Raw genomic sequence first — 21,411 nt, forward strand, 5'->3', positions numbered from 1 at the left:
GGATGTGGGCCGACACCGTCAAGGCGATCGGCCGCATCGGCTGGGGACGATTCGCGGTCACGCTGGCGCTGCTCGTTGCGGCGATCCTGATCGCACGCCTTTCCTGGCACGTCGCGCTTTCGCAACAGGCCGAGCGCTGGATGTACGACGCCCGGGCCGTCATCACCGCGCCCGTCGCGCCTCAGGATCCCCGGCTGGTCCAGATCGTCTACGATGACGACACGCTCGAGCATACGGGCCGCCGTTCCCCGCTCGATCGGGGACTGCTTGCCCGTGCGCTCGCGCATATCGACACGATGGGCGCGAGGGCGATCGGCATCGACATGCTGATCGACGAGCCGCAGCCCGAGGATGCGCAACTGCTTGCCGCCCTCAAGGCGATGCACACCCCCACTTATCTCGGTTTCACCACCAACGCCGCCGTGGGCGACGAGATGAAGGGCTGGCAGGAGACATTCGAGCGCCGCCTGTTCGCCCGGCTCGACGGCAGCAACGTCCATCCCGCCAGCATCAAGCTCGAGGCCGATCCGGAAGACCAGTTCGTCCGCAGCTGGCCTAAGGCCGACCCGACACTACCGCCCACGTTGGTGAGCAGCCTGCTGGGCGGCGCCGGCACCTACGCGGACTATTATGGCAGCATCGCCTTTCATCGCCCTCAGGGTGACGATCCGCTATTCACCTACATCCCCATCGAATTTCTCGATAATGCAGCGACAACGCCGTTTCTCGCGCCGCAGATCGCCGGGCGATATGTCCTGATCGGCGGCCGGATCAGCGACATCGATCAGTTCGACACGCCGCTCACCCGACTCCTGGGCAAAAGGGCTAACGATCCCGATCCGCGCATCAGCGGCCTCGATATCCACGCCATGATGCTTGCGCAGCGGCTCGACGGCATCCGCTTCACGCCGCTTTCCCCCGCCTTGCTATGGGCGTTGGCTTTTGTGGTGGTACTGGCTGGTGCGGCACTGGGTTCGCTCGATATCGGCGGATGGCGGATCGCCGCATTGCTTGGCCTCAGCGTTCTCGTCATCGTGCTGCTGCCGGTCGGCCTCCAGAATTGGAGCTTCGACACCCAGGGCCTGCCCGCCTTCGGCTGGCTGGTCGGCTGGACGCTCGCGTACATCGCCGCCGCATCGGCCGCGCGGGGCGTCGGGTCCGAGCAGAGGCGGTTCGCGCAAGGCGCTCTCGGCCGCTACCTGCCGCGCGACGTCGCCGCGACGATCCTGAAGAATCCCGACCAGCTCAAGCTGCACGGCGAGCGCACCACCATCTACGCGCTGTTCAGCGACATGGAGGGCTTCACCAAGCTCACCCACGCGATCGATCCGGAGCAGCTCTCCGATCTGCTCAACCGCTATCTCGACGTGCTGAGCAACGTCGTGCTCGCGCATGGCGGGACGATCGACAAGTTCGTCGGCGACGCGGTGGTGGCATTCTGGGGCGCGCCGATCGCACGGCCAGACGACGGCGATCGCGCACTCGCCGCGGCGATCGCGATGGCGGAGGCCGGCGAGGCATTCCGCACGTCCGCCCCCGCCGGCCTGCCGCCGATCGGTCGCACCCGCGTCGGACTGCACCGGGGCGAGGCGGTGGTCGGCAATTTCGGCGGCGAGGGGCGCATCCAATATACCGCGCTCGGCGACGCGATGAATGCCGCCTCGCGGATGGAGGGTGCCAACAAGACGCTCGGCACGCGCGCGCTGGTCAGCGCCGAGGCGGCGGCGGGGATGACCGAACCGCGCCTCCGACCGATGGGCCGCATCACGGTGCGCGGGCGATCGACCCCGATCACGGTGTTCGAGCCTGCGACAGAGGCGGAATATGCACAATCCGACACGCTCGTCGACATTCTTGCGCGTTTCGACGGAGCGGATTTGACCGCGCTCGACGATCTCGCGCGCTATGCGGCCACACAGCCGAGCGACATCGCGCTGGCCAAGCTGCTCGATCGACTACGGAAAATCGGCCCCGGAGGCACCTATGCGCTGGACTGACGCCCTTCGCCCAACCCTGATGCTGGGCCTCGTACTGCCCCTCGCGGCGGGGAGCGCCGCCGCGGACGTGATGATCCTGCGCGCGACCGGCCCCTCCTCGCCGCGCTTCACGGCGGGCAGGATGCTGCCCGACAATGCCAAGATCGCGCTCGTTGCCAACGATCAGCTGGTGCTGCTCGATGCGCACGGTACGCGCACGCTGACCGGCCCCGGTGGCTTCGTCGCGGGCGCGGTGACCAGCGGCGGCACGACCAGCCTCGCCTCGCTCGCCGGCGCGCGGACCGAGCGGCGCGCGCGCATCGGGGCGGTGCGCGGCGAGCCGGGATCGGGGCCGGCTTTCCAGCCCAACATCTGGTTCGTCGATGCGGGGAAGAGCGGCACCGCCTGCGTCACCAGCGCGACGGGCGTGACGCTGTGGCGCGCGGATTCGGAAACCGAAGGCGACATGACCGTCGCCGGCCCTTCGGCCAAGCCCGCTACGCTCCACTGGATCAAGGGGCAGACGACGAAGGCATGGCCGCAATCGGTGCCGGTCGCGGCAGGCGGCGCCTATCGCCTCACCGGCGCGGGCGTGCCGGCGGGCGGATCGAACATCAGCTTCGCGATCGTGCCACCGGTGGCGGACGGCGACATGCAGGCGCTCGCCAACACCATGGCGGCGCACGGCTGCAAGGCGCAGGTCGACGTGTTCATCGCGGCGACGTCGCAACAGTAAGGCGCGGGGGCGCGTCCGGGGGAAGAGTATGAGGGGGCGAAGAGCGGGCTGGACTTGGGCGGGGGCGATCGCGCTGGCGGCGGCGTGGCCGGCGACGGCGCAGGTCGCGCCGCAGCCCGGCACCGGCGTCGCCCCGCCGACCCGCGAGGAGCTGAACCGCGTCCCCACCGCGACGCAGGCGACCCCGAAATCCCGCCTCACCGTCTCCGGCGATATCGAGCATGGCCCCTGCCCGCTCGCCGATCCGCGCTTCGCCTCGATCACCGTGCCCTTGAAGGACGTTCAGTTCGACGGGCTGGACGGGATCGATCCGGCGACTTTGCGCCCGGCCTTCGCCGCCCATCTCGGCCAGACGGTCCCGATCGCCACCGTCTGCGAGGTCCGCGACGAGGCCGCCGCGATCCTGCGCCGGCAGGGCTGGCTCGCCGCCGTGCAGGTGCCCCCGCAGCGCATCGCCGACGGTGTCGTCCATCTGCAGGTGGTGCTCGCCAGGCTGGTCGCGGTGCACGTGCGGGGCGACACCGGCCATGCCGAGAGCCTGATCGCCGCCTATCTCAACACCTTGAAGGACGGCGAGCCCTTCAACCAGAAGATCGCCGAGCGCCGGCTTCTGCTCGCCGACGATCTGCCTGGCTACGACATCCGCCTGACGCTGCGCCCCGCGGGCACCGCGCCGGGCGAGGTGGTGGGCGACGTCATCGTATCGCGCATTCCCTTCGCCGTGACGGTGAACGTGCAGAATTACGGATCGCATCAGGTCGGTCGCTGGTCGGGGCTGGTGACGGCCGAGATCAACGACATCATCGGCATGGGCGATCGCGCGGTGGTCGGCTTCTTCAACACCGCCGACGTCCACGAGCAGAGCGTCGCCCAGGGTTCATACGAGATAAGGCCGGGCAGCAGCGGGCTAACGCTCTCGGGCCGCTTCACCTACGCCTGGACGCGGCCGGATCTCGGCAAGGTCGATCCCATCAAGGCGCGCACTCTGATCGGATCGGTCGAGGCGAGTTACCCCCTGATCCGCCGCCAGGCCGAGACGCTGCGCGTCGCGGGCGGGCTCGACATCGTCAACCAGAAGCTCAGCTTCGGCGGCCTGCCCTTCACCGAAGACAAATTGCGCGTGCTCTACGGGCGGCTGGATTATGTGACGCTCGATCCTTCGAGCCTCGGCGCCACCAACGGCTACACCGCCAACGAGCCGCGCTGGCGGCTGATCGGATCGCTGGAGGTGCGCAAGGGGCTGGACGCGCTGGGCGCGAGCCACGATTGCGGCCCCTATCCCTATCTGCGCTGCTTCTCGCTGCCGTCGCTGAGCCGGCTCGATGCCGATCCGCAGGGCGGGCTGATCCGCATCGGCGGCACGATCGAGCTACGACCGGACCCGAAATTCACCATCGCGATGAGCCCTCGCGCGCAATATGCGTTCGATCCGCTGCTCAGCTACGAGCAATTCTCGGCGGGCAACTACACGGTCGGGCGTGGCTACGATCCGGGCGCGCTGATAGGCGACAGCGGCTACGGCGTGCAGACCGAACTGCGCTTCGGCAAGCTGACGCCGTCCGGCCCGAAGAAGCTGGCGGTGCAGCCCTTCGTGTTCTTCGACGCGGCCTGGACATGGACGCGCGGGCGGCTGGCGGCGACCGACGATCCGCAGCATCTCTATTCGGTCGGCGGCGGCGTGCGCACCGCGTTCGGCGACAAGGCGCGGCTCGACCTGATGCTGGCCGCCCCGCTGACCCGCACCGCCTTCGAAAGCCAGCGCGGCGACGTGCGCGTCCTCGTCAACTTCACGACGCGGTTCGTGCCATGAGCCGCGAGCGGACAGCCCTGTTCTTTTCGGATTGCGCCCGCTATTCAATCGATTGGCGACGATCCGCGGGGCGGAGCGTCGAGTCTGGTAGCGCCGGCTTTCATTCGATCATCGATGCGGTTGTCCGCATCGACGGGGGGACGCGCATGCGCGGGGCGGCATGACCGGACGAAGGATACAGCGCGGGCCGCTGCGGCACCGTCTCAAAGCGGGCTGCGCCGCGACCGTGGCGCTGGCCGTGATGGGGGCGCCGGTCAGCGCACAGACGTCCGCCAATTTCGGCGCCTTTCAGGGCCGGCCCGTGGTGGTCGCCGGACAGGCGGACATCAACCGCACCCCCGATCAGGACATGATCACCGTGCGCACCGGCAGCGCGGTCATCAACTGGACACCCTATGATGTCGACGGCACCGGCGCGATCGATTTCCTGCCCTCCGGCAAGACGGGCACGTTCAACAGCCTCGATTCGATCGGCGGCAATTACGTCGTGCTCAACCGGGTCATCCCGAACGACACCACCCGCCCGATCTCGTTCAGCGGCCTGGTCGAGAGCTTCGCCGGGCAGGGCACGACGGCGGGCGGTGCGGTGTGGTTCTACAGCCCCGGCGGCATCATCGCGACGGGCAGCGCGGTGTTCAACGTCGGCAGCCTGCTCCTGACCGCGAGCCCCGTCTCGGTCGACGCCAACAGCGGCAGCTTCATCGATTCGAGCGGCAGGTTCACGCTCACCTCCGCGCCGAACGCCAATGCCGGCATCACGATCATGCCGGATGCAGAGATCAACGCGCTGCAGCCGGGCAGCTACGTCGCCCTGGTCGGCCCGACGATCAACCAGGGCGGTTCGATCTACGTCAACGGATCGGCCGCGCTCGTCGCCGCCGAGGCCGCGACGATCAGATACAATGCCGGCCTGTTCGACATCCAGGTGACGAGCGGATCGAACGCCAATGGCCCGATCCTCCAGCACACCGGCGCCACCATCGGCCCCGCCGCGACCAGCGCGGCCAGCCCGCACCGCATCTATCTGGACGCCGTCTCGCGCGCCGGGGCGATCGACATGCTGGTGCAGGGCCAGCTCGGCTTCGATACCGCGACCTCGGCCAGCGTCGAGAATGGCGAGGTGATCCTTTCCGCCGGCCGCGACATCTCCGGCGGCGATCCGTCGCCCACGCCAGGCAATCTCGGCTCTACCGGCCAGATCGAGGTGCAGGGCGCGACGATCACCTCGCCGCTCAACATCTTCTCCTCGTCCACCGTCACGATCTCCGGCTCGGGCGTGGTGCCGCTCAAGCAGATCGACGCGCCGGGCGCGGTCACGATCAAGACCGACGGCACCACCGGCACCGGCGACATCCGCAGCGACGATTCGATCTCGATCGGCGGCGGCACCGACTTCTCGCTGGGCAATCTCAGCGCGAGCCACGACGTGACGATCGACGCGGGCGGCGCGGTGACGCTGACCAGCGCGACGGCGGGCGACGACGTCGACATCACCGCCGGCAGCACCGACATCCAGCAGCTCACGACCACCAACAGTGGCGGCATCGACAACGAGAGCGACGGATCCAACATCAGCGTCACCACCACCGGCCTGCTGGGGCTGGCGAACGCGCACGCCGTCAGGAACATCACGTTGTCGAGCCAGGGCGGCATCGACGCCGGCACGCTCATCGCCGACTCGGGAAACCTCAGCGCGACCGGCACCGGTGGTTTCACCATCCAGAACATCAACGTCGCCGGGGATGCCACGATCAACGCCGGCAGTTCGGAGGTCGGCGGCACCGCTTTCACGGCGGGCGGAACGGTCAGCGTCTCGGGCAGCGGGTTGACGCTCGGCGACATCACCGCCGGCAACATCAGCCTGGCCCCGGCCACCTTCATCTCGGCGGATACGCTGTCGGCCAATCACGACGTCACCATCACCGCGGGCCAGGAAGTCAACCTGACCAGCGCGACGGCAGGCGACGACATCCGCATCTCGGGCCGGGGCGTGACGCTGGGCACCCTGCTCACCACCAACAGCGGCGGCATCGACAGCGAGAGCGACGGCTCCAACATCGTGGTGAGCGCCGGTGGCGACCTTTCGCTGGGCAGCGCGCACGCCGTCGCCAATCTCGCGCTCACCGGCCAGGGCGGCATCACCGCCGATGCACTCCAGACCGACGGCGGGGGGATCAGCGTCACCGCGCCCGGATCGATCGCGCTCAAGACGATCAACTCCGCGCGCTCGCTGCTGGTCCAGTCGACGGGCGGCAATGTCGGCGCGACCGGGATCACGGCCGGCGGCGACGTCGAGGTCGACGGCGCCCAGCTGACCATGGGCGACATCACGTCGGACGGCAGCATCACCGCCAACGGCACGCTGACCGGCGACACCTTCCAGGCCAACCACGACATCACCATCACCGGCGGCGACGTCGATCTCACCAGCGCGACCGCCGGCGACGACATCCGCATCACCGGGCGCATCCTCGCGCTCCAGTCGCTCACCACCACCAACAGCGGCGGCATCGATTCCGAGAGCGACGGATCGAACATCGCGCTCAGCGCGACCGACAGCCTCGATCTCACCAACGTGCACGCGGTCACCAGCATCGACATGACGAGCCAGGGCACGCTCACGGCGACCTCGCTCATCGCCGACAGCGGCCACATCACGGCCGAGGCACCGGGGTTGATCAAGCTCCAGACGATAAAGGCGGGCAGCGACGTCGGCATCACCGGCGACAATGGCGGCCCGGTGCAGGCGAACAGCATCACGGCGGGCGGATCGGTCACCGTCAATGCCGGCCAGATCGACATGGGCGACATCAGCGCCGGCAACATCGATCTGGAAGGCTCCGGGCCGGTCAGCGGCGACGGTTTCACCGCCTCGCACGACGTCACGATCCATTCGGATGCCGGCGTGACCCTCACCAGCGCCACCGCAGGCGACGACATCCGCGTCAGCGGGGCCACGCTCGACCTGCAGACGCTGAAAACCACCAACAGCGGCGGCATCGACAGCGAAAGCGACGGATCGGTCATCACCGCCACGTCGACGGGCACGATGACGATCACCGATGCGCATGCCGTATCCGGCATCACGCTCTCGGCATCGAACGGCACGATCACCGCACAATCGCTGACGTCCGATTCGGGCGGCATTTCCGCCCTCACCCAGAATTCCAACCTGCTGACCGCCACCACCGTGCAGGCGGCGGGCGACATCAGCCTGACCGCCGACGGCGGCGGATCGATCAGCGCGGGCAACATCACCTCGAACGGTGGCGGTGTGACCCTGGCCGGCACCAACCTGTCGGTGGGGAACATCAACGCGGGTACCATCAGCTTCACCGCCGCCGGCACCGTGATTGGCAGCGACCTCACCGCCGTTCACGACATCACCGTGGAGGACACGCCCGGCGCGGTGACACTCGCCAACCTCACGGCCGGCGACGACATCGAGATCAGCGCCACCAGCATCGCCACCCAGAAGCTCGCGGCCACCAACACCGGCGGCATCGACAGCGAGAGCGACGGATCGAACATCCGCCTCAACGCCTCCACCGGCGACATCAGCCTCACGTCCGCCGAGGCCGTCAGCAATATCGCGCTCAACAGCGATAGCGGCGCGATCACCGCGGACAGCCTGCTCACCCATGCCGGCGGGATCAGCGCCACCACGTCCGGGCCGCAGCTGATCAAGCTCACCAGCATCGAGGCGGCGGGCGACGTGGCGCTCGATGCCGAAAGCGGCGGCATCGTCGATTCCTCGGGCGTGACCGCGCACAACGGCAACGTCACCGTGAAAGCCGCGACCGTGAACCTCGGCGCCGTCTCGGGCCTGAGCCTCGATCTCGCCTCCTCGGGCAACCTGACCGCCGACAATCTGACGGCTGTCCACGACATCACGATCCAAGCCAGCAACGGCCTCGCCAGCCTGACCACCGCGACCGCAGGCGACGACATCGTCATCCATTCCGACACGCTTACCGCCAAGACGCTGACCACCACCAACACCGGCGGCATCGACACCGAGAGCGACGGATCCAACATCTTCGTGATCACGCAGGGCGACATGAATTTCTCGGGCGGCAGCGCCGTCACCGGAATCTCGCTCACCAGCGTCAGCGGAAGCATCACGGCCGACACGCTCTCCACCAGCTCCGGCGGCGTGCAGATCGGCACGTCGGGCGGCGCGATCTCGCTGTCCGCGATCACTTCCAACGGCGACGTGACGATCGACGGCGAGAAGAATGCGCTCGTCACCGTCGATGGTCTGAAATCGGCGTCCGGCAACATCTTCATCGACGGCGGCACGCTCAAGCTCGGCGATCTCTCCGCCGGTTCCAGCATCACGCTGGCCGCGACGCTCGACAATATCGACGCGGACACGGTGACCGCCGTTCACGACATCTCGATCACCGCCAATTCGGGCGTGCTGACGCTCGCCAACGCGACTGCCGGCGACGATATCGTGCTGAGCGCGAACAGCGCCAAGCTCACCTCGCTCACCACCACCAGCACCGGCGGCATCGACAGCGAGAGCGACGGATCGAACATCAGCGTCTCGACCACCAACGACCTGACGTTCAGCACCGCCAACGCCGCCACCAATATCACGCTCGCATCGGGTCAGGGCAACATCACCGCCGACACGCTGACCGCCGGCCGGACCATCCAGGCGACCACGTCGGCCAGCGGCGCGACGCTCGGCATCACGACGATCACCGCCGGCAGCGACGTGCTGCTCACGGCCACCGGGGGGACGGTGAATGCGACGGGCGTGACCTCCAACGGCGGCAACATCACGATCAACGGCCAGACGCTGACGCTCGGCGACGTGAACGCCGGATCGAGCATCTCGCTCGGCGCCGCCGGCGACATCACCGCCTCCAACCTCACCGCCGTGCACGATATCGGCATCGGATCGAGCAATGGGCTGGTGACGCTCGACACCGCGACGGCGGGCGACGACATCCGCATCTCGGCGGCGAGCACCGACCTCAAGACGCTCAAGACCACCAATACCGGCGGCATCGACAGCGAAAGCGACGGTTCCAACATCGTCATCCAGACGACCGGCAACATCGCTCTGTCCAGCGCCAGCGCGGTGCAGGGGATCAGCCTCACCTCCACCACCGGCACGATCACCGGCGACACGCTGCACACCGACAGCGGCAGCATCGTCGCCGGCACATCGGGCGGCCAGGCGATCGCGCTCGACCAGATCGATGCCGGCGGCGACGTACAGCTCACCGCGACCAGCGGCGGGGCAATCTCCGGCACAGGTATCGCCTCGCGGGGCGGCAATGTCAGCGTCAACGGCGGCGACTTCACGGTGAAGAACGTTTCCGGCCTCGGCATCACCCTCGCGTCCACCGGGGCGATCGACGCGACCAACCTGACGGCGGTCCACGATATCGGCATCTCCGCCAAGCAGGGCCTCGTCACGCTCGACACAGCGACGGCCGGCGACGATATCGAGATCACCGCCGACAGCGCCAACCTTACGACCCTCAAGACCACCAACAGCGGCGGCATCGACAGTGAGAGCGACGGTTCCAACATCCGCGTCGCCACCACAGGCGACCTGCTGCTGAGCAGCGGCTCGGCGGTTTCCGGCATCTACCTGACCTCGGCGGGCGTCCTGAAGGCGGACACGCTGTCCACCCAGTCCGGCGTGGTCAGCGCGATCGCCACGGGCGACGGCACGCTGACGCTCGACACCGTCGATGCGGTTGGCGACGTGACGCTGGAATCGACCCAGAATGCCGCGATCAGCGGCAACGACATCCGCTCGCGCGGCGGATCGATCACGGTGACGGGCGGCAACATCGACATCGTCAATGGCAATGCCGGATCGAGCATCGTCATGACGTCGACGGGCAATCTCACCGCCCAGACGCTTTCGGCCGTGCACGACATCACGCTGGGCGCGAACCAGGGCAACGCCTCGGTGCAGGTCGCGACCGCCGGCGACGACATCGTGATCGGCAGCCAGACCGCCAACCTCGGCTCGCTCACCGTCACCAACAGCGGCGGCATCGATAACGAGAGCGACGGATCGAACATCCGCCTCACCACCGTGGGCGATCTCTCGATCGACGGGATCAGCGCGCCGACCGCGCTCAATCTCACCTCACAGACCGGTGACGTCACCGCGCTGGGCATCGAATCCCCCTCGCCGGTGACGGCGTCGGGCGTGAATGTCGAGCTCGGCAGCTCGGGCACCCTGAACATCGCCTCGGTCACTGCGACCGGGTCGCTCGGCATCAGCTCGGTCGGCGATCTGGTGGTCGACAACGCGCTGGCGGGCACGTCTGCCGGCTTCACCAGTTCCGGCGGCGACGTCACGCTTTCGTCGATCAGCGTGCCGCAGAGCCTCGCGATCGGTGCTGCGGGCACCGCGCACCTGCTCGGCACGCTGCGCGGCGGCAGTGTCGGCATCGTCGCGGGCGACATCGCGATCGATCCCGCCGCCGCTATCTACGGACAGACGGTCACGATCGGCAGCACCAACGACAACGGGATGTTCATTGGCGGGGACGACAGCGGCGGCGGCTTCGTCCTCTCCAATGCCGAATTTGCGCGCATCCATGGCGGCGTGATCGCGCTGGGCGGCGCCGACACCAACGCCTCGACCGACATCACCGTCCGCGATCTCGACGTCGTCGGCTCGGGCGCCGGGACCGGTCCGAACGGCGATCCGATCGGCAACCTCTCCGGCACCGCCGGGCAGCTCACCATCGCCACCGACGGCGCGCTGAACGTGGTCGGCAACCTGATCGTCCACAACGCGCTGGCAAGCAACACGCTGACGCTCGGCGCGGGCAAGGACCTCGTGCTGTCGACGCCGACCGGATCGGTGCAGGTGCTGGACGCCAACGCCAACCCCACCGGCCTGCTGACGATGCTCGGCGACCGCGTGATCGCGGCGAGCAGCGCGACCCAGACCGCGCTCGACAACGCCACCACGATCGAGGCGCGCAACGCCATCCTCGATCAGAATGACGGCGCGATGGACCCGGCAGGCTATATCCAGGCCGGCACCATCCAGTTCGCGATCAACACCGGCGTCTACGTGCAGAATAGCGGCGGGGCGGCGCATGACGACCGCGCCGGCTTCACCGCCGGTACTGGCGGCGTCACCATCGTCTCGACCAACGACAATCCCATCGAAGTGGTGATCAACGGCCGCATCGCGCGGCCCACGGGCGGCTTCGACACCGGCGGTGCGGTCGGCCCGCGTCTGCTGCTGGTCGGCAGCAACGGCCAGGGCGCGGCGACGCTCAAGCCCAATTCGACCGCCAACGGCTGCGTGATCGGCGCGACAGCGCCGTGCCAGGAGGTGACGACGCCTACTCCGACCCCGACGCCCACCCCGACGCCGACGCCCACTCCGACGCCGACGCCCACCCCGACCCCGACGCCCACTCCGACCCCGACGCCCACCCCGACGCCGACGCCCACCCCGACGCCGACGCCCACTCCGACCCCGACGCCCACCCCGACGCCGACGCCCACTCCGACTCCGACGCCGACGCCCACCCCGACGCCGACGCCCACTCCGACGCCGACGCCCACCCCGCCCCCGACGCCCACTCCGACCCCGACGCCGACGCCCACTCCGACCCCGACGCCCACCCCGACGCCGACGCCCACTCCGACTCCGACGCCGACGCCCACCCCGACCCCGACGCCCACTCCGACCCCGACGCCCACCCCGACGCCGACGCCCACTCCGCCCCCGACGCCCACTCCGACCCCGACGCCCACCCCGACGCCGACGCCCACCCCGACCCCGACGCCCACCCCGACGCCGACGCCCACTCCGACCCCGACGCCCACTCCGACGCCGACGCCCACTCCGACGCCGACGCCCACTCCGACGCCGACGCCCACTCCGACCCCGACGCCCACTCCGACGCCGACGCCCACTCCGACCACACCACCGGTCGAACAGCATCAGGGTCAGGTGCAGGATACGCAGGGCGGCGTGCAGGACACTGTGCGCGACGATCTCGATCGCCGCCGCAACCGGCTCGCCATCTTCCCGACACGGATCTACGATCCGCCGGTGCGCCTGAAGGTGCAGGTCAGCACCGACGGCACGATCGACGAGCCGGTCGTCGGCTTCGGGAACGACATCAATGCCGGCACCTCGCCCGTCACCATCCCGCCGAAATAAAACCGGCAACCGCCAAGGTCATGAGCCTGTTGGGGAATCGCGCCCGCTGATGCTATGTCGCATCGCAGCGTAAGGGGGCGCCATGACGACGGCCAAAGCATCGGTCCGGGCCAGAATATCTGCCGTCCTGCATGTCGTGATCGGCATGCTCTTCTCGGGCTTCGCGTTGAAGGGCTTCCTGATCCCCAATCATTTCTTCGACGGCGGCGTCACCGGCGTCTCGCTGCTGACCCACGAATTCTACGAGATTCCGATCGCCTACATCATCGTGGGCTTTAACCTGCCGTTCGTGGCGCTCGGCGCGCGGCTGGTCAGCCGCAATTTCGCGCTCCGCAGCTTCGCCGCCATCGCCGGATTCGGCCTGTGCCTGCTGGTCATCCCCTATCCGCAGGTGACGCACGACCGGCTGCTGGTTGCAGTGTTCGGCGGCGTGTTCATGGGATTGGGCGTCGGCCTCGCAATGCGCGGCGGCGCAGCGCTCGATGGTATCGAAGTGCTCGCCGTCTATACCCGCCGCCATGTCAGCTTCACGGTCAGCGAGATCGTGCTGGCCATCAACATCCTGATCTTCCTGGTCGCCGCGATCCATCTTGGCTTCGAGACCGCGCTCTATTCGATGCTGACCTATTACGCCGCGTCGCGCACCACCAACTTCGTGGTGGAGGGCGTGGAGGAATATACCAGCGTCACCATCGTCTCGGCCGAGGCAGACGAGATCAAGGCGCGGCTGGTCAAGGATTTCGGCCGCGGTATCACCGTCTATAAAGGCGAGCGTGGCTTCCTGCGCGACAGCTTCGAGGTGAGCCACCCCTGCGACATCATCCACACGGTGGTGACGCGCCTGGAGGTGCCGCGCCTCAAGCACATGATCCACCGCATCGATCCCAAGGCCTTCGTGGTGACGGCACAGGCCAAGGAAGCGTCCGGCGGCGTGCTGAGCCGCGTATCGCAGCACTGAATTTGAAAACCGTTCGGGCTGAGCCTGTCGAAGCCCTGCCCTTTCTTTCCACAGCGCACAAAGAAGGACAGCCCTTCGACAAGCTCAGGGCGAACGGGGTTGCGGTCAATCCGAAGGCGTCAGCCGCGTCAGATCGCGGATCATGCGCTGGTGGCGTCTGTCGAAGCGGACGATCGTCATCGGCTCGTCGACCAGATCGAAATGGGTGGCGATGCCGGTCGCGGTCCAGCGATGCCAGGCGAGGCCGGGCAGCTCGTCGACGATCAGCGCGCGCTCGTCCGGCGCCTCGGGATCGATCGCGCGCAGATCAAGCGCCACCTGCGGCGCGGTCGAGCTGGTGACGGTCAGCACGCGTCCCGCCCAGGCCATCGCGATCGGCCGATGGACATGCCCGGCGATCAGATGGACCACCTGCGGCGCCTCCCGGATCACCGCCGCGAGGCGGCCCGTCCAGGCGTCGTCCGGATGGATGTCCATCCAGCCGATGCCGGTCAGTGCGGGCGGATGGTGCAGCACGATCAGCGTCTCCGCCTCGGGCCGCTCGGCCAGCGTCGCGCGCAGCCATGCCGCGCGGCCCTCGCAGAAGGCGCCGCCGTCGCTCCCCTCCTCCAGCGTGTCGAGCACGACGATGCGGCGCTCGCCCAGATCGAGGGCATATTGGACGAAGCCGCCGTTGATCTGCGTCTCGGGGAACACCGACAGGAAAGTCGCGCGCCGATCGTGATTGCCGACGGCCAGCAAAATCGGGCAATCGATCGGCGCGATGATCTCGCGCAACCGCTCGTAGGATTCGGGCAGGCCGTCCTCGGTCATGTCGCCACTGATGATCAGCATGTCCGGCCGGAACGGCACCTTGCGCAGGTAGCGCACGACATGCTGCAACCGACCGCTATTCTCGTCCCCCGCCGCATCCGCCTGGATGTGGAGATCGCTGATCTGCGCGATGAGCATCTGGCCTGGCACTCCCCTTGCCCATGCATAGGGCCACCGTACGCCCGCGCAAAGCATGGTTGTGCGGCCTTTGCCTCAGGATCGCATGAGCATATGCCAAAGACCGGGGCGCGATTTGAGACGCTCAGGGCCAGGTCGGCAGCCACATCCATTGATGGAAGGCCTGGGAATCGGGCAGAGCGGAGGCCGAGATGATCGGGTAGAAATAGAGGAACAGCAGCGCCGACACCGTGACGAACAGCGTGTCGGCGCGCCAGAAGCCTTTCCTGCGGCTCCGCCGGCCGGACAGTTCGGTCGCGATCACGCCACACAGAAAGACCGAGGCCGGGAAGTAATAATGGATGAACCCCAGGGACTTGGGAATGAGCGCGAAGGGCAGGAACGCGCCCGCCCACAAGGCGACCGGCAGCAAGGCCTTCGCCGGCCCGCCCATCCCCCAGCGCCACAGCGCGACGCCCACGCAGACGAGCCCACCCCACCAGATCGCCGGATTGCCGATCATCAGCACGCCGCGCCATGCGCCGCCGTCCGAGGCCTCGTAGAGATACCAGATCGGCCGGATGTCGAGCGGCCAGCTCCACCAGGAGGATTGGTAGGGATGCGGCGCCAGCACCTGCGTCTGCTCGGCATACATCCGCCCCTGAAAGGACAGCAACGAGGCGAAGGTGAGCGGCTGATCGGCATAGAAGAAAGCCGGCAGGAAAGTGGCGAGATAGACGCCGACGCTCACCGCCAGCAGCCAGGGCAGCGCGGATGCGGCCGGCAATCCGGGCCAATACGGCCCCTCCGCCATGTCGAACAGCGCGACCGGAGGCCGGCCCGCCCGCCTCGCTTCGCGCCAGCGCACGAACAGGATCGCGGCGATCGCATAAGCGAGGAACGGCACCGCCGCCCATTTCGCGCCCATCGCCAGCCCGAGCAACGCCGCCGCGAGAACCCAACGGCGCAGCACCTTCTCGGGCGGCGCCGTCATCGACCAGAGGAAGGCCGCGATCGCCGACGTCAGGAATGCCGCCTCGAACACGTCGAGCATCGCGATCCGCGCCTGGATGAACAGCGAGAAATTGAGCAGCGCCAGCACTGCGCCGATCACCGCGACGCGCATCCGGCCGGTCAGCAGCATCAGGATCGCGAACAGCCCGAGTACCGTGGCCGTCCCCGCAACGCTGGCGAAGAGGCGCCAGCCCAGGGAGTTGTCGCCGAAGATCAGCATCCCCAGCGCGATCAGCTCCTTGCCGACCAGCGGATGCTCGATGTTGACCGGATGCGACAGCGCCAGCAGCGCACGCGCCGCCGGCACATAATGCGTCTCGTCGAACACCGGCTTGTGCGGCGTGGTCAGGCCGATCGAAAAGAGCAGCTGCGCGACGGACCCGATCAGGCAGGCGGCGCCCCATGGCCGCGACAACCATGCGCCTATCGATCCGCGTTCCGTCGTGCTGCCCCCCGGCATCGCCCCTCGCCTGCTCGCGCGGGGACTATTCGCGATTTACAGGGGCTTGTCCATCAGCCCGATGTCAGTCGAACAGGCTCTTCAGCGAATCGAGCAGCCCCAGCGGCTTGCCAGTGCCGTATTTCTCCGGATCGCAGCGGCGCAGCCGGGTGATCTCCCTCAGCGTCAACCTGTAGCGATAGCGATCGGCGTCCGTCACCAACTCCCGGTTGAGCTTGGCGCGCATCACCTCTTCAGCCTCGTCGCCATGATCGCGGATCATCCAGCGCGCCTGATCGCGCGCACGGCTCTCCACGTGGATATCGACTCCCCTGGGCCTGAACATCTTCCCTTTATCCGTACGCAACACACCTGGACGCTTCACATAACCATCACGAACCGGCGAAGAAAAGGCCCCATCTGGTCGAATGCGACCAATTCCCCGGGCGCCGGTCAATCGATAGCGGCTTAACGGTATGGAAAGCTTCCACACATACCAGAATGGACCCAAATAGCGCGGTGACCCAGGATGCTCTACGCCCCGGCCAGGAAGTCCAAGAAACGCAGCCTCGTCCAGGGGAATGAGGGGGCGCCGCTCGTCGAGGAGACGATGGCGCCGCACGCGCAGCTGCGTGCCATCCGGATCGAGGCGCTGGCGCAGTTCGCGTCGCTGCTTGCCGGTGCCGTGGTATTAAGCTGTTTCGTGCTGGCCGCGATCCTTTTCGGCCGGATCGAGACCTCCCACGTCGTCGCCTGGTCGCTGCTGGTGATCGCGAGCAGCTGGATCATGGTGCGCCGGCTCGAGAACAACGCGCTGCTCTACGTCCGGCGCGAGCCTCCGAAACGCACCGTGATCGAGGCGGCCGTGCTGATCGGCCTCGTCGCCGGCGCCTGGGCTGCGATCCCCGTCGCCGTCTATCGCGGCCAGCCCGAGGATATCCAGACCGTGCTGGTCGGCGCGATCTGCGCGATGATGTGCGGCGCGCTCGCGATCGCGGCGGTGCCGGAGGCGGCGATCATCTGGGCCGGCATCTTGGCGGGCGGGCTCGGCATCGCGCTGCACCTGGACGGCGACAAATTCTCGCTGCCGCTGAGCCTGCTGGTTCTGTTCCATTTCGGATTCATCTTCGCGGTGATCCGCCGCAACGCGACTTTGCTGCTCGACCGCGCCGAGCGCGAGGCGCGACAGCAGGTCGATGTCGAGGCAGCGGCGCGGCTGATGCGGGAATATGAGGAGCGCGGCACCAGCTGTCTGTGGCAGACCGACGCCTCGCACATCCTCACCTACGCCACCCCCAGCATCGCCGCCTTGCTCGGCCGCCCGCTCAACCGGCTGGTCGGCTCCGCCCTGCCCGCGCTGATCGGCGGCAGCGGCGCGCTCGGGCAGGCGATGCTCGGACGCGCCGCGTTCGGCGGCATCGAGGTGGAGTTCGGCGAGGGCCGCAACCGCCGCTCGGTCGCCTTCTCCGGCACGCCGATCGTCGATTCGGCCGGCGGCTTCCTCGGCTTCCGCGGCAGCTGCTCGGACGTCACCGAGACGCGCAGCTCGGAGCGACGTCTGCGCCAGCTTGCCAGCCTCGACGTGCTGACCGAGCTGCCCAATCGCATGCGTATGCGCGAGCTGCTGGGCGAGGCGCTGCTGTCGGCCCGCGCCTCGGGCCGGCCCTGCGGGATGCTGCTGCTCGATCTCGACGGCTTCAAGCCGGTCAACGACACGTTCGGCCATCCCAAGGGCGATGCCGTGCTCAAGACGGTCGCGCAGCGGCTGAGCGCACAGATCGGCAATCACGGCATCGTCGGACGCCTCGGCGGCGACGAGTTCGGGATCGTTCTGCACGATGCGCAGAACCGCAAGGCGGTGAACGAGCTGGCCGACACGCTGATCGCGCAGATCTCCGAGCCCTATGTACTGGACGGCGTGTCGGTACGCATCGGCGTCTCGATCGGCGGTGCCTTCGGGCCGGTGGACGGCGATACGGTCGACGATCTGGTCAAGAAGGCCGATCTCGCGCTCTACGAGGCGAAGGCGGCGGGTCGCGGCACTTATCGCCAGTTCGAGCGCAGCATGCAGACCGAAGCCGAGAACCGGCTGCGGCTGGAGCATGACCTGCGCCTCGCGCTGCAGCTCAACCAGTTCCGCCTCTATTACCAGCCGCTGATCGACGCCCAGACCCAGGAGGTGAAGGGCTTCGAGGCGCTGATCCGCTGGCAGCACCCGGTGCGCGGCTTCGTCAGCCCGGCCGAGTTCGTGCCGCTGGCCGAGGAGATCGGCCTGATCCACGAAATGGGCGAATGGGTGGCGCGCACCGCGATCCGCGACTGCGCCCAATGGCCCTCGCCCATCAGCGTCGCGGTCAACCTCTCGCCGATCCAGCTCGGTTCGCCGGGCCTGCCCGCGATGATCTCCGACGCGCTGACTCGCGCCAAGCTGCCCGCCAACCGGCTGGAGCTGGAGGTCACCGAAAGCGTGTTCCTGCAGGATACCGAAGGCTCGCTCGACGTGCTGCGCCGCCTGCGCGCGCTCGGCGTGCGGATCGCACTGGACGATTTCGGCACCGGCTATTCATCGCTCGGCTATCTCAACCGCACCATCTTCAACAAGCTGAAGATCGACGGCAGCTTCGTGCGCGGCGCGGCGACGCGATCCGAGACGGTGTCGATCATCCAGGCGATCGTGACGCTCGCCAACTGCTTCGGCATGACGATCACCGCCGAGGGCGTCGAGACGCAGGACGACTGGCGCCGCATGGCCGAGCTCGGCTGCCATCAGATGCAGGGCTATCTGTTCGGTCGCCCGGTTCCGTTCGAGCGTGCCACCGAGCTGGTCGGCACGCACTGGAGCGAGGCTCGCCGACTCGCCTCCGCCTGATACAAGGGTTGCGGCCCAGTCCCGCCCGGGGCTAGGCAAGTAACAATTGATATCGGTTGGGAGAGTCCATGAAACTCGCATCGCTGAAGGGTGGCCGCGACGGCCGCCTCGTCGTCGTGTCGGACGATCTCCACTTCTGCGCGGACGCGACTCACATCGCGCCGACGCTGCAGGCCGCGCTCGACGACTGGGAGCATGCCGAGCCCGAGCTGCGCAACCTCGCGACCGATCTGCAGCACGAGGTCATCCCGATGCTGCGTTTCCGCGAGCACAATGCTGCGTCTCCCCTGCCCCGTGCCTTCCAGTGGGCGGACGGATCGGCCTATGTGAACCATGTCGAGCTGGTCCGCCGCGCGCGCGGTGCCGAGCTGCCGGAAAGCTTCTGGACCGATCCGCTAATGTACCAAGGCGGCTCCGACGGCTTCCTCAGCCCTCGCGATCCGATCCCGCTGGCCGACGAAGCCTGGGGCTGCGACATGGAGGGCGAGGTCGCGGTGATCGTCGGCGACGTACCGCAAGGCGCGAGCCGCGACGAGGCGCTGGCGGCGATCCGGCTGGTCTGCCTCGTCAACGACGTATCGCTGCGCAACCTGATCCCGGGCGAACTCGCAAAGGGATTCGGCTTCTTCCAGTCCAAGCCTGCTTCCGCGCTGTCGCCGGTAGCGGTGACGCCTGATGCGCTGGGCGAGGCTTGGAAGGACGGCAAGCTCCATTTGCCGCTCCTGGTCAGCCTCAACGGCGCGGATTTCGGCAAGGCCGATGCGGGCGTCGACATGACCTTCGATTTCGGCACGCTGGTGGCGCATGCCGCGAAGACCCGCGCACTATCCGCCGGTACTATCATCGGATCGGGCACCGTCTCGAACCGCGACGCGGACGGCGGGCCCGGCAAGCCGGTAAAGGACGGCGGGCTCGGCTACAGCTGCATCGCCGAGGTGCGGATGATCGAGACGATCCGCGACGGCCAGCCCTCGACGCCGTTCATGAAGGGGGGCGACGTGGTGCGGATCGAGATGAAGGACGCGCACGGCCACTCGATCTTCGGCGCCATCGAGCAGGAGGTGGGCTCGCAGGAGGCGGGCGGCGCCTAGAACGCCGCCTGCAGCCGCTCCATCAGCCCCTGCGCGGGGCTGAACGGGCGCATCGGCCGCGCCATCTCGCGATCGAGCCGCTCGACGCGGCTGTAGAGATCGCTGGCTGCGGCGACGATCTGGCGCGCTGTCTCGGGAAGCGCCGCGACGATCTCCGGATCGTGGCCCTGCGAACGGCCCAGCCGGCGCTCGGGCGCGGCGGCCTGCTTCTCGCTGATCTCGCCGGCATCGACCGCGCGGCGGGTGAGCAGCCAGGCGATGATGTGCATCAGCCGCGTCGTCACACGCAGAGACTCGCAGGAGAAGCCGATGCGGTGGAGCGCCGGCAGCGCATCGCGCTCCTCGCGCCCGTTGACGTCGAAATAGCTGCGCGCCTCGTCGGCGAGGATCATCGCCTCGATATAGAGCGCGTCGACCAGCTTGCGGTTCAGGGCGAGGGGTGCGGTCATCATGCGGAGGACGCTGCCACGCCCGGCTGCCGGGCTGAACGGCCTCGTGCGCGCCACCGTCCCATCCCTGCACAGCCCTTGAAAGCCGATCGGCGTCCACCATCTCATGCGCGTCGAAGCGTCGCCCGGACGGGGGCGCGGGAGACAGGCCCGGCGGGTTGCTCGCGGGCTTCACATCAACGGTCGTTCGCTTTGAAAGGAAAGACCCATGCGTACCCTCGATTTCGCGCCTCTGCTGCGCTCTTCCATCGGCTTCGAGAATCTCAACCGGCTCGTCGATTTCGCCACCCGTGGCGAGGGCGACGCCTATCCGCCCTACAATATCGAGAAGCTCGCCGAGGACGCCTATCGCATCTCCATGGCCGTCGCCGGCTTCGGCCGTGACGAACTCGAGCTCACCGTGCAGGACAATGTCCTGATCGTGATCGGCAAGGCCGAGCCGAAGGCCGAGGATGCCGAGCGTCAGTTCCTCCATCGTGGCATCGCCAAGCGCGCCTTCGAGCGCCGCTTCCAGCTGGCCGACACGATCAAGGTTACGGGCGCCGGCTATGCTGACGGCCTGCTCAACATCGAGCTGAAGCGCGAGGTGCCCGAGCACAAGAAGCCGCGCCGCATCGCGATCGACGATGTTGCCGTCGAAGGCGAGGCGCAGGTGCTCGCCGCGGCGTAACAAGGCACGACTGCAAGGCAGTCGGGAGGCCGGTCCGGTTCGCCGGGCCGGCCTTTTCCTTTCTCCCTGAAAGGGAGGGGGAGCGCGTTACGCGATGATGTCCGGAATAAGCTGGTCCCCGAGCTGCATGATCTCGTCCTTGATCGCAAGCTTGCGGCGCTTGAGCCGGGCGATCTGGAACTCGTCGCGCTGGGGCATGGAGGCGAGCGCGACGATCGCCGCGTCGAGATCGCGGTGCTCGGTGCGCAGATGCGCGAGCCTGCGGCCGATATCATCGGCGTCCATGCCAGCCTGTT

At 68.0% G+C, this 21,411-nt stretch carries 13 protein-coding genes; 8 read left to right on the top strand and 5 right to left on the bottom strand.

The features are described 5' to 3' along the window. Positions 1 to 2: 2 nt before the first annotated feature. The 5 genes from HZF05_RS04065 (at position 3) to HZF05_RS04085 (ending at position 13,653) form a co-directional block, all read left to right on the top strand. Positions 3 to 1,997 carry an adenylate/guanylate cyclase domain-containing protein gene (locus HZF05_RS04065; RefSeq protein ID WP_160366401.1) on the top strand — a complete coding sequence of 665 codons (1,995 nt, stop codon included), beginning with the start codon at positions 3 to 5 and terminating at the stop codon, positions 1,995 to 1,997. After that, entirely contained in the window at positions 1,984 to 2,712 is a 729-nt protein-coding gene (locus HZF05_RS04070; protein ID WP_160366402.1) for a hypothetical protein, read from the top strand. The genes HZF05_RS04065 and HZF05_RS04070 overlap by 14 nt, the downstream gene beginning before the upstream one ends. A gap of 28 nt (positions 2,713 to 2,740) precedes the next feature. Beyond that, positions 2,741 to 4,522 carry a ShlB/FhaC/HecB family hemolysin secretion/activation protein gene (locus HZF05_RS04075; RefSeq protein WP_160366403.1) on the top strand — a complete coding sequence of 594 codons (1,782 nt, stop codon included), beginning with the start codon at positions 2,741 to 2,743 and terminating at the stop codon, positions 4,520 to 4,522. A gap of 160 nt (positions 4,523 to 4,682) precedes the next feature. Beyond that, positions 4,683 to 12,695: an S-layer family protein gene (locus tag HZF05_RS04080; RefSeq protein WP_160366404.1), complete on the top strand. Its 8,013-nt coding sequence runs from the start codon at positions 4,683 to 4,685 to the stop codon at positions 12,693 to 12,695. Between the two features lie 82 nt (positions 12,696 to 12,777). Beyond that, on the top strand, positions 12,778 to 13,653 hold the full coding sequence (locus tag HZF05_RS04085; protein WP_160366405.1) for a YitT family protein: 876 nt from the start codon (positions 12,778 to 12,780) through the stop codon (positions 13,651 to 13,653). A 105-nt stretch (positions 13,654 to 13,758) separates the two neighbouring features. On the opposite strand, the gene HZF05_RS04090 is transcribed toward HZF05_RS04085, so the two are convergent. The 3 genes from HZF05_RS04090 to HZF05_RS04100 all read right to left on the bottom strand — a co-directional run bounded on the left by HZF05_RS04090 (position 13,759) and on the right by HZF05_RS04100 (position 16,352). Continuing rightward, positions 13,759 to 14,604 carry a phosphodiesterase gene (locus HZF05_RS04090; protein WP_160366406.1) on the bottom strand — a complete coding sequence of 282 codons (846 nt, stop codon included), beginning with the start codon at positions 14,602 to 14,604 and terminating at the stop codon, positions 13,759 to 13,761. 124 nt (positions 14,605 to 14,728) lie between these two features. After that, complete coding sequence (locus HZF05_RS04095; RefSeq protein ID WP_246331559.1) at positions 14,729 to 16,012, bottom strand: phospholipid carrier-dependent glycosyltransferase; 1,284 nt, start codon at positions 16,010 to 16,012, stop codon at positions 14,729 to 14,731. Between the two features lie 109 nt (positions 16,013 to 16,121). Further along, positions 16,122 to 16,352: a hypothetical protein gene (locus HZF05_RS04100; protein WP_160366408.1), complete on the bottom strand. Its 231-nt coding sequence runs from the start codon at positions 16,350 to 16,352 to the stop codon at positions 16,122 to 16,124. Between the two features lie 213 nt (positions 16,353 to 16,565). Here HZF05_RS04100 and HZF05_RS04105 point away from each other — a divergent pair, with 213 nt between their 5' ends. After that, on the top strand, positions 16,566 to 18,905 hold the full coding sequence (locus tag HZF05_RS04105; protein ID WP_160366409.1) for a putative bifunctional diguanylate cyclase/phosphodiesterase: 2,340 nt from the start codon (positions 16,566 to 16,568) through the stop codon (positions 18,903 to 18,905). 68 nt (positions 18,906 to 18,973) lie between these two features. Next, positions 18,974 to 19,996, top strand: a complete 1,023-nt coding sequence (locus tag HZF05_RS04110; protein ID WP_160366410.1) for a fumarylacetoacetate hydrolase family protein — start codon at positions 18,974 to 18,976, stop codon at positions 19,994 to 19,996. Here HZF05_RS04110 and HZF05_RS04115 read toward each other — a convergent pair. Continuing rightward, positions 19,993 to 20,502, bottom strand: a complete 510-nt coding sequence (locus HZF05_RS04115) for a DUF1465 family protein (protein ID WP_343046828.1) — start codon at positions 20,500 to 20,502, stop codon at positions 19,993 to 19,995. The genes HZF05_RS04110 and HZF05_RS04115 overlap by 4 nt on opposite strands. A gap of 151 nt (positions 20,503 to 20,653) precedes the next feature. Between HZF05_RS04115 and HZF05_RS04120 the strand changes: the two genes are divergently transcribed. Further along, positions 20,654 to 21,115 carry an Hsp20 family protein gene (locus HZF05_RS04120; protein WP_160366411.1) on the top strand — a complete coding sequence of 154 codons (462 nt, stop codon included), beginning with the start codon at positions 20,654 to 20,656 and terminating at the stop codon, positions 21,113 to 21,115. 87 nt (positions 21,116 to 21,202) lie between these two features. On the opposite strand, the gene HZF05_RS04125 is transcribed toward HZF05_RS04120, so the two are convergent. After that, positions 21,203 to 21,400 carry a YdcH family protein gene (locus HZF05_RS04125; protein ID WP_160366412.1) on the bottom strand — a complete coding sequence of 66 codons (198 nt, stop codon included), beginning with the start codon at positions 21,398 to 21,400 and terminating at the stop codon, positions 21,203 to 21,205. Between the last annotated feature and the right edge of the window lie 11 nt (positions 21,401 to 21,411).

This window comes from Sphingomonas chungangi (assembly GCF_013778325.1).
GTDB classification, from domain to species: domain Bacteria; phylum Pseudomonadota; class Alphaproteobacteria; order Sphingomonadales; family Sphingomonadaceae; genus Solisphingomonas; species Solisphingomonas chungangi.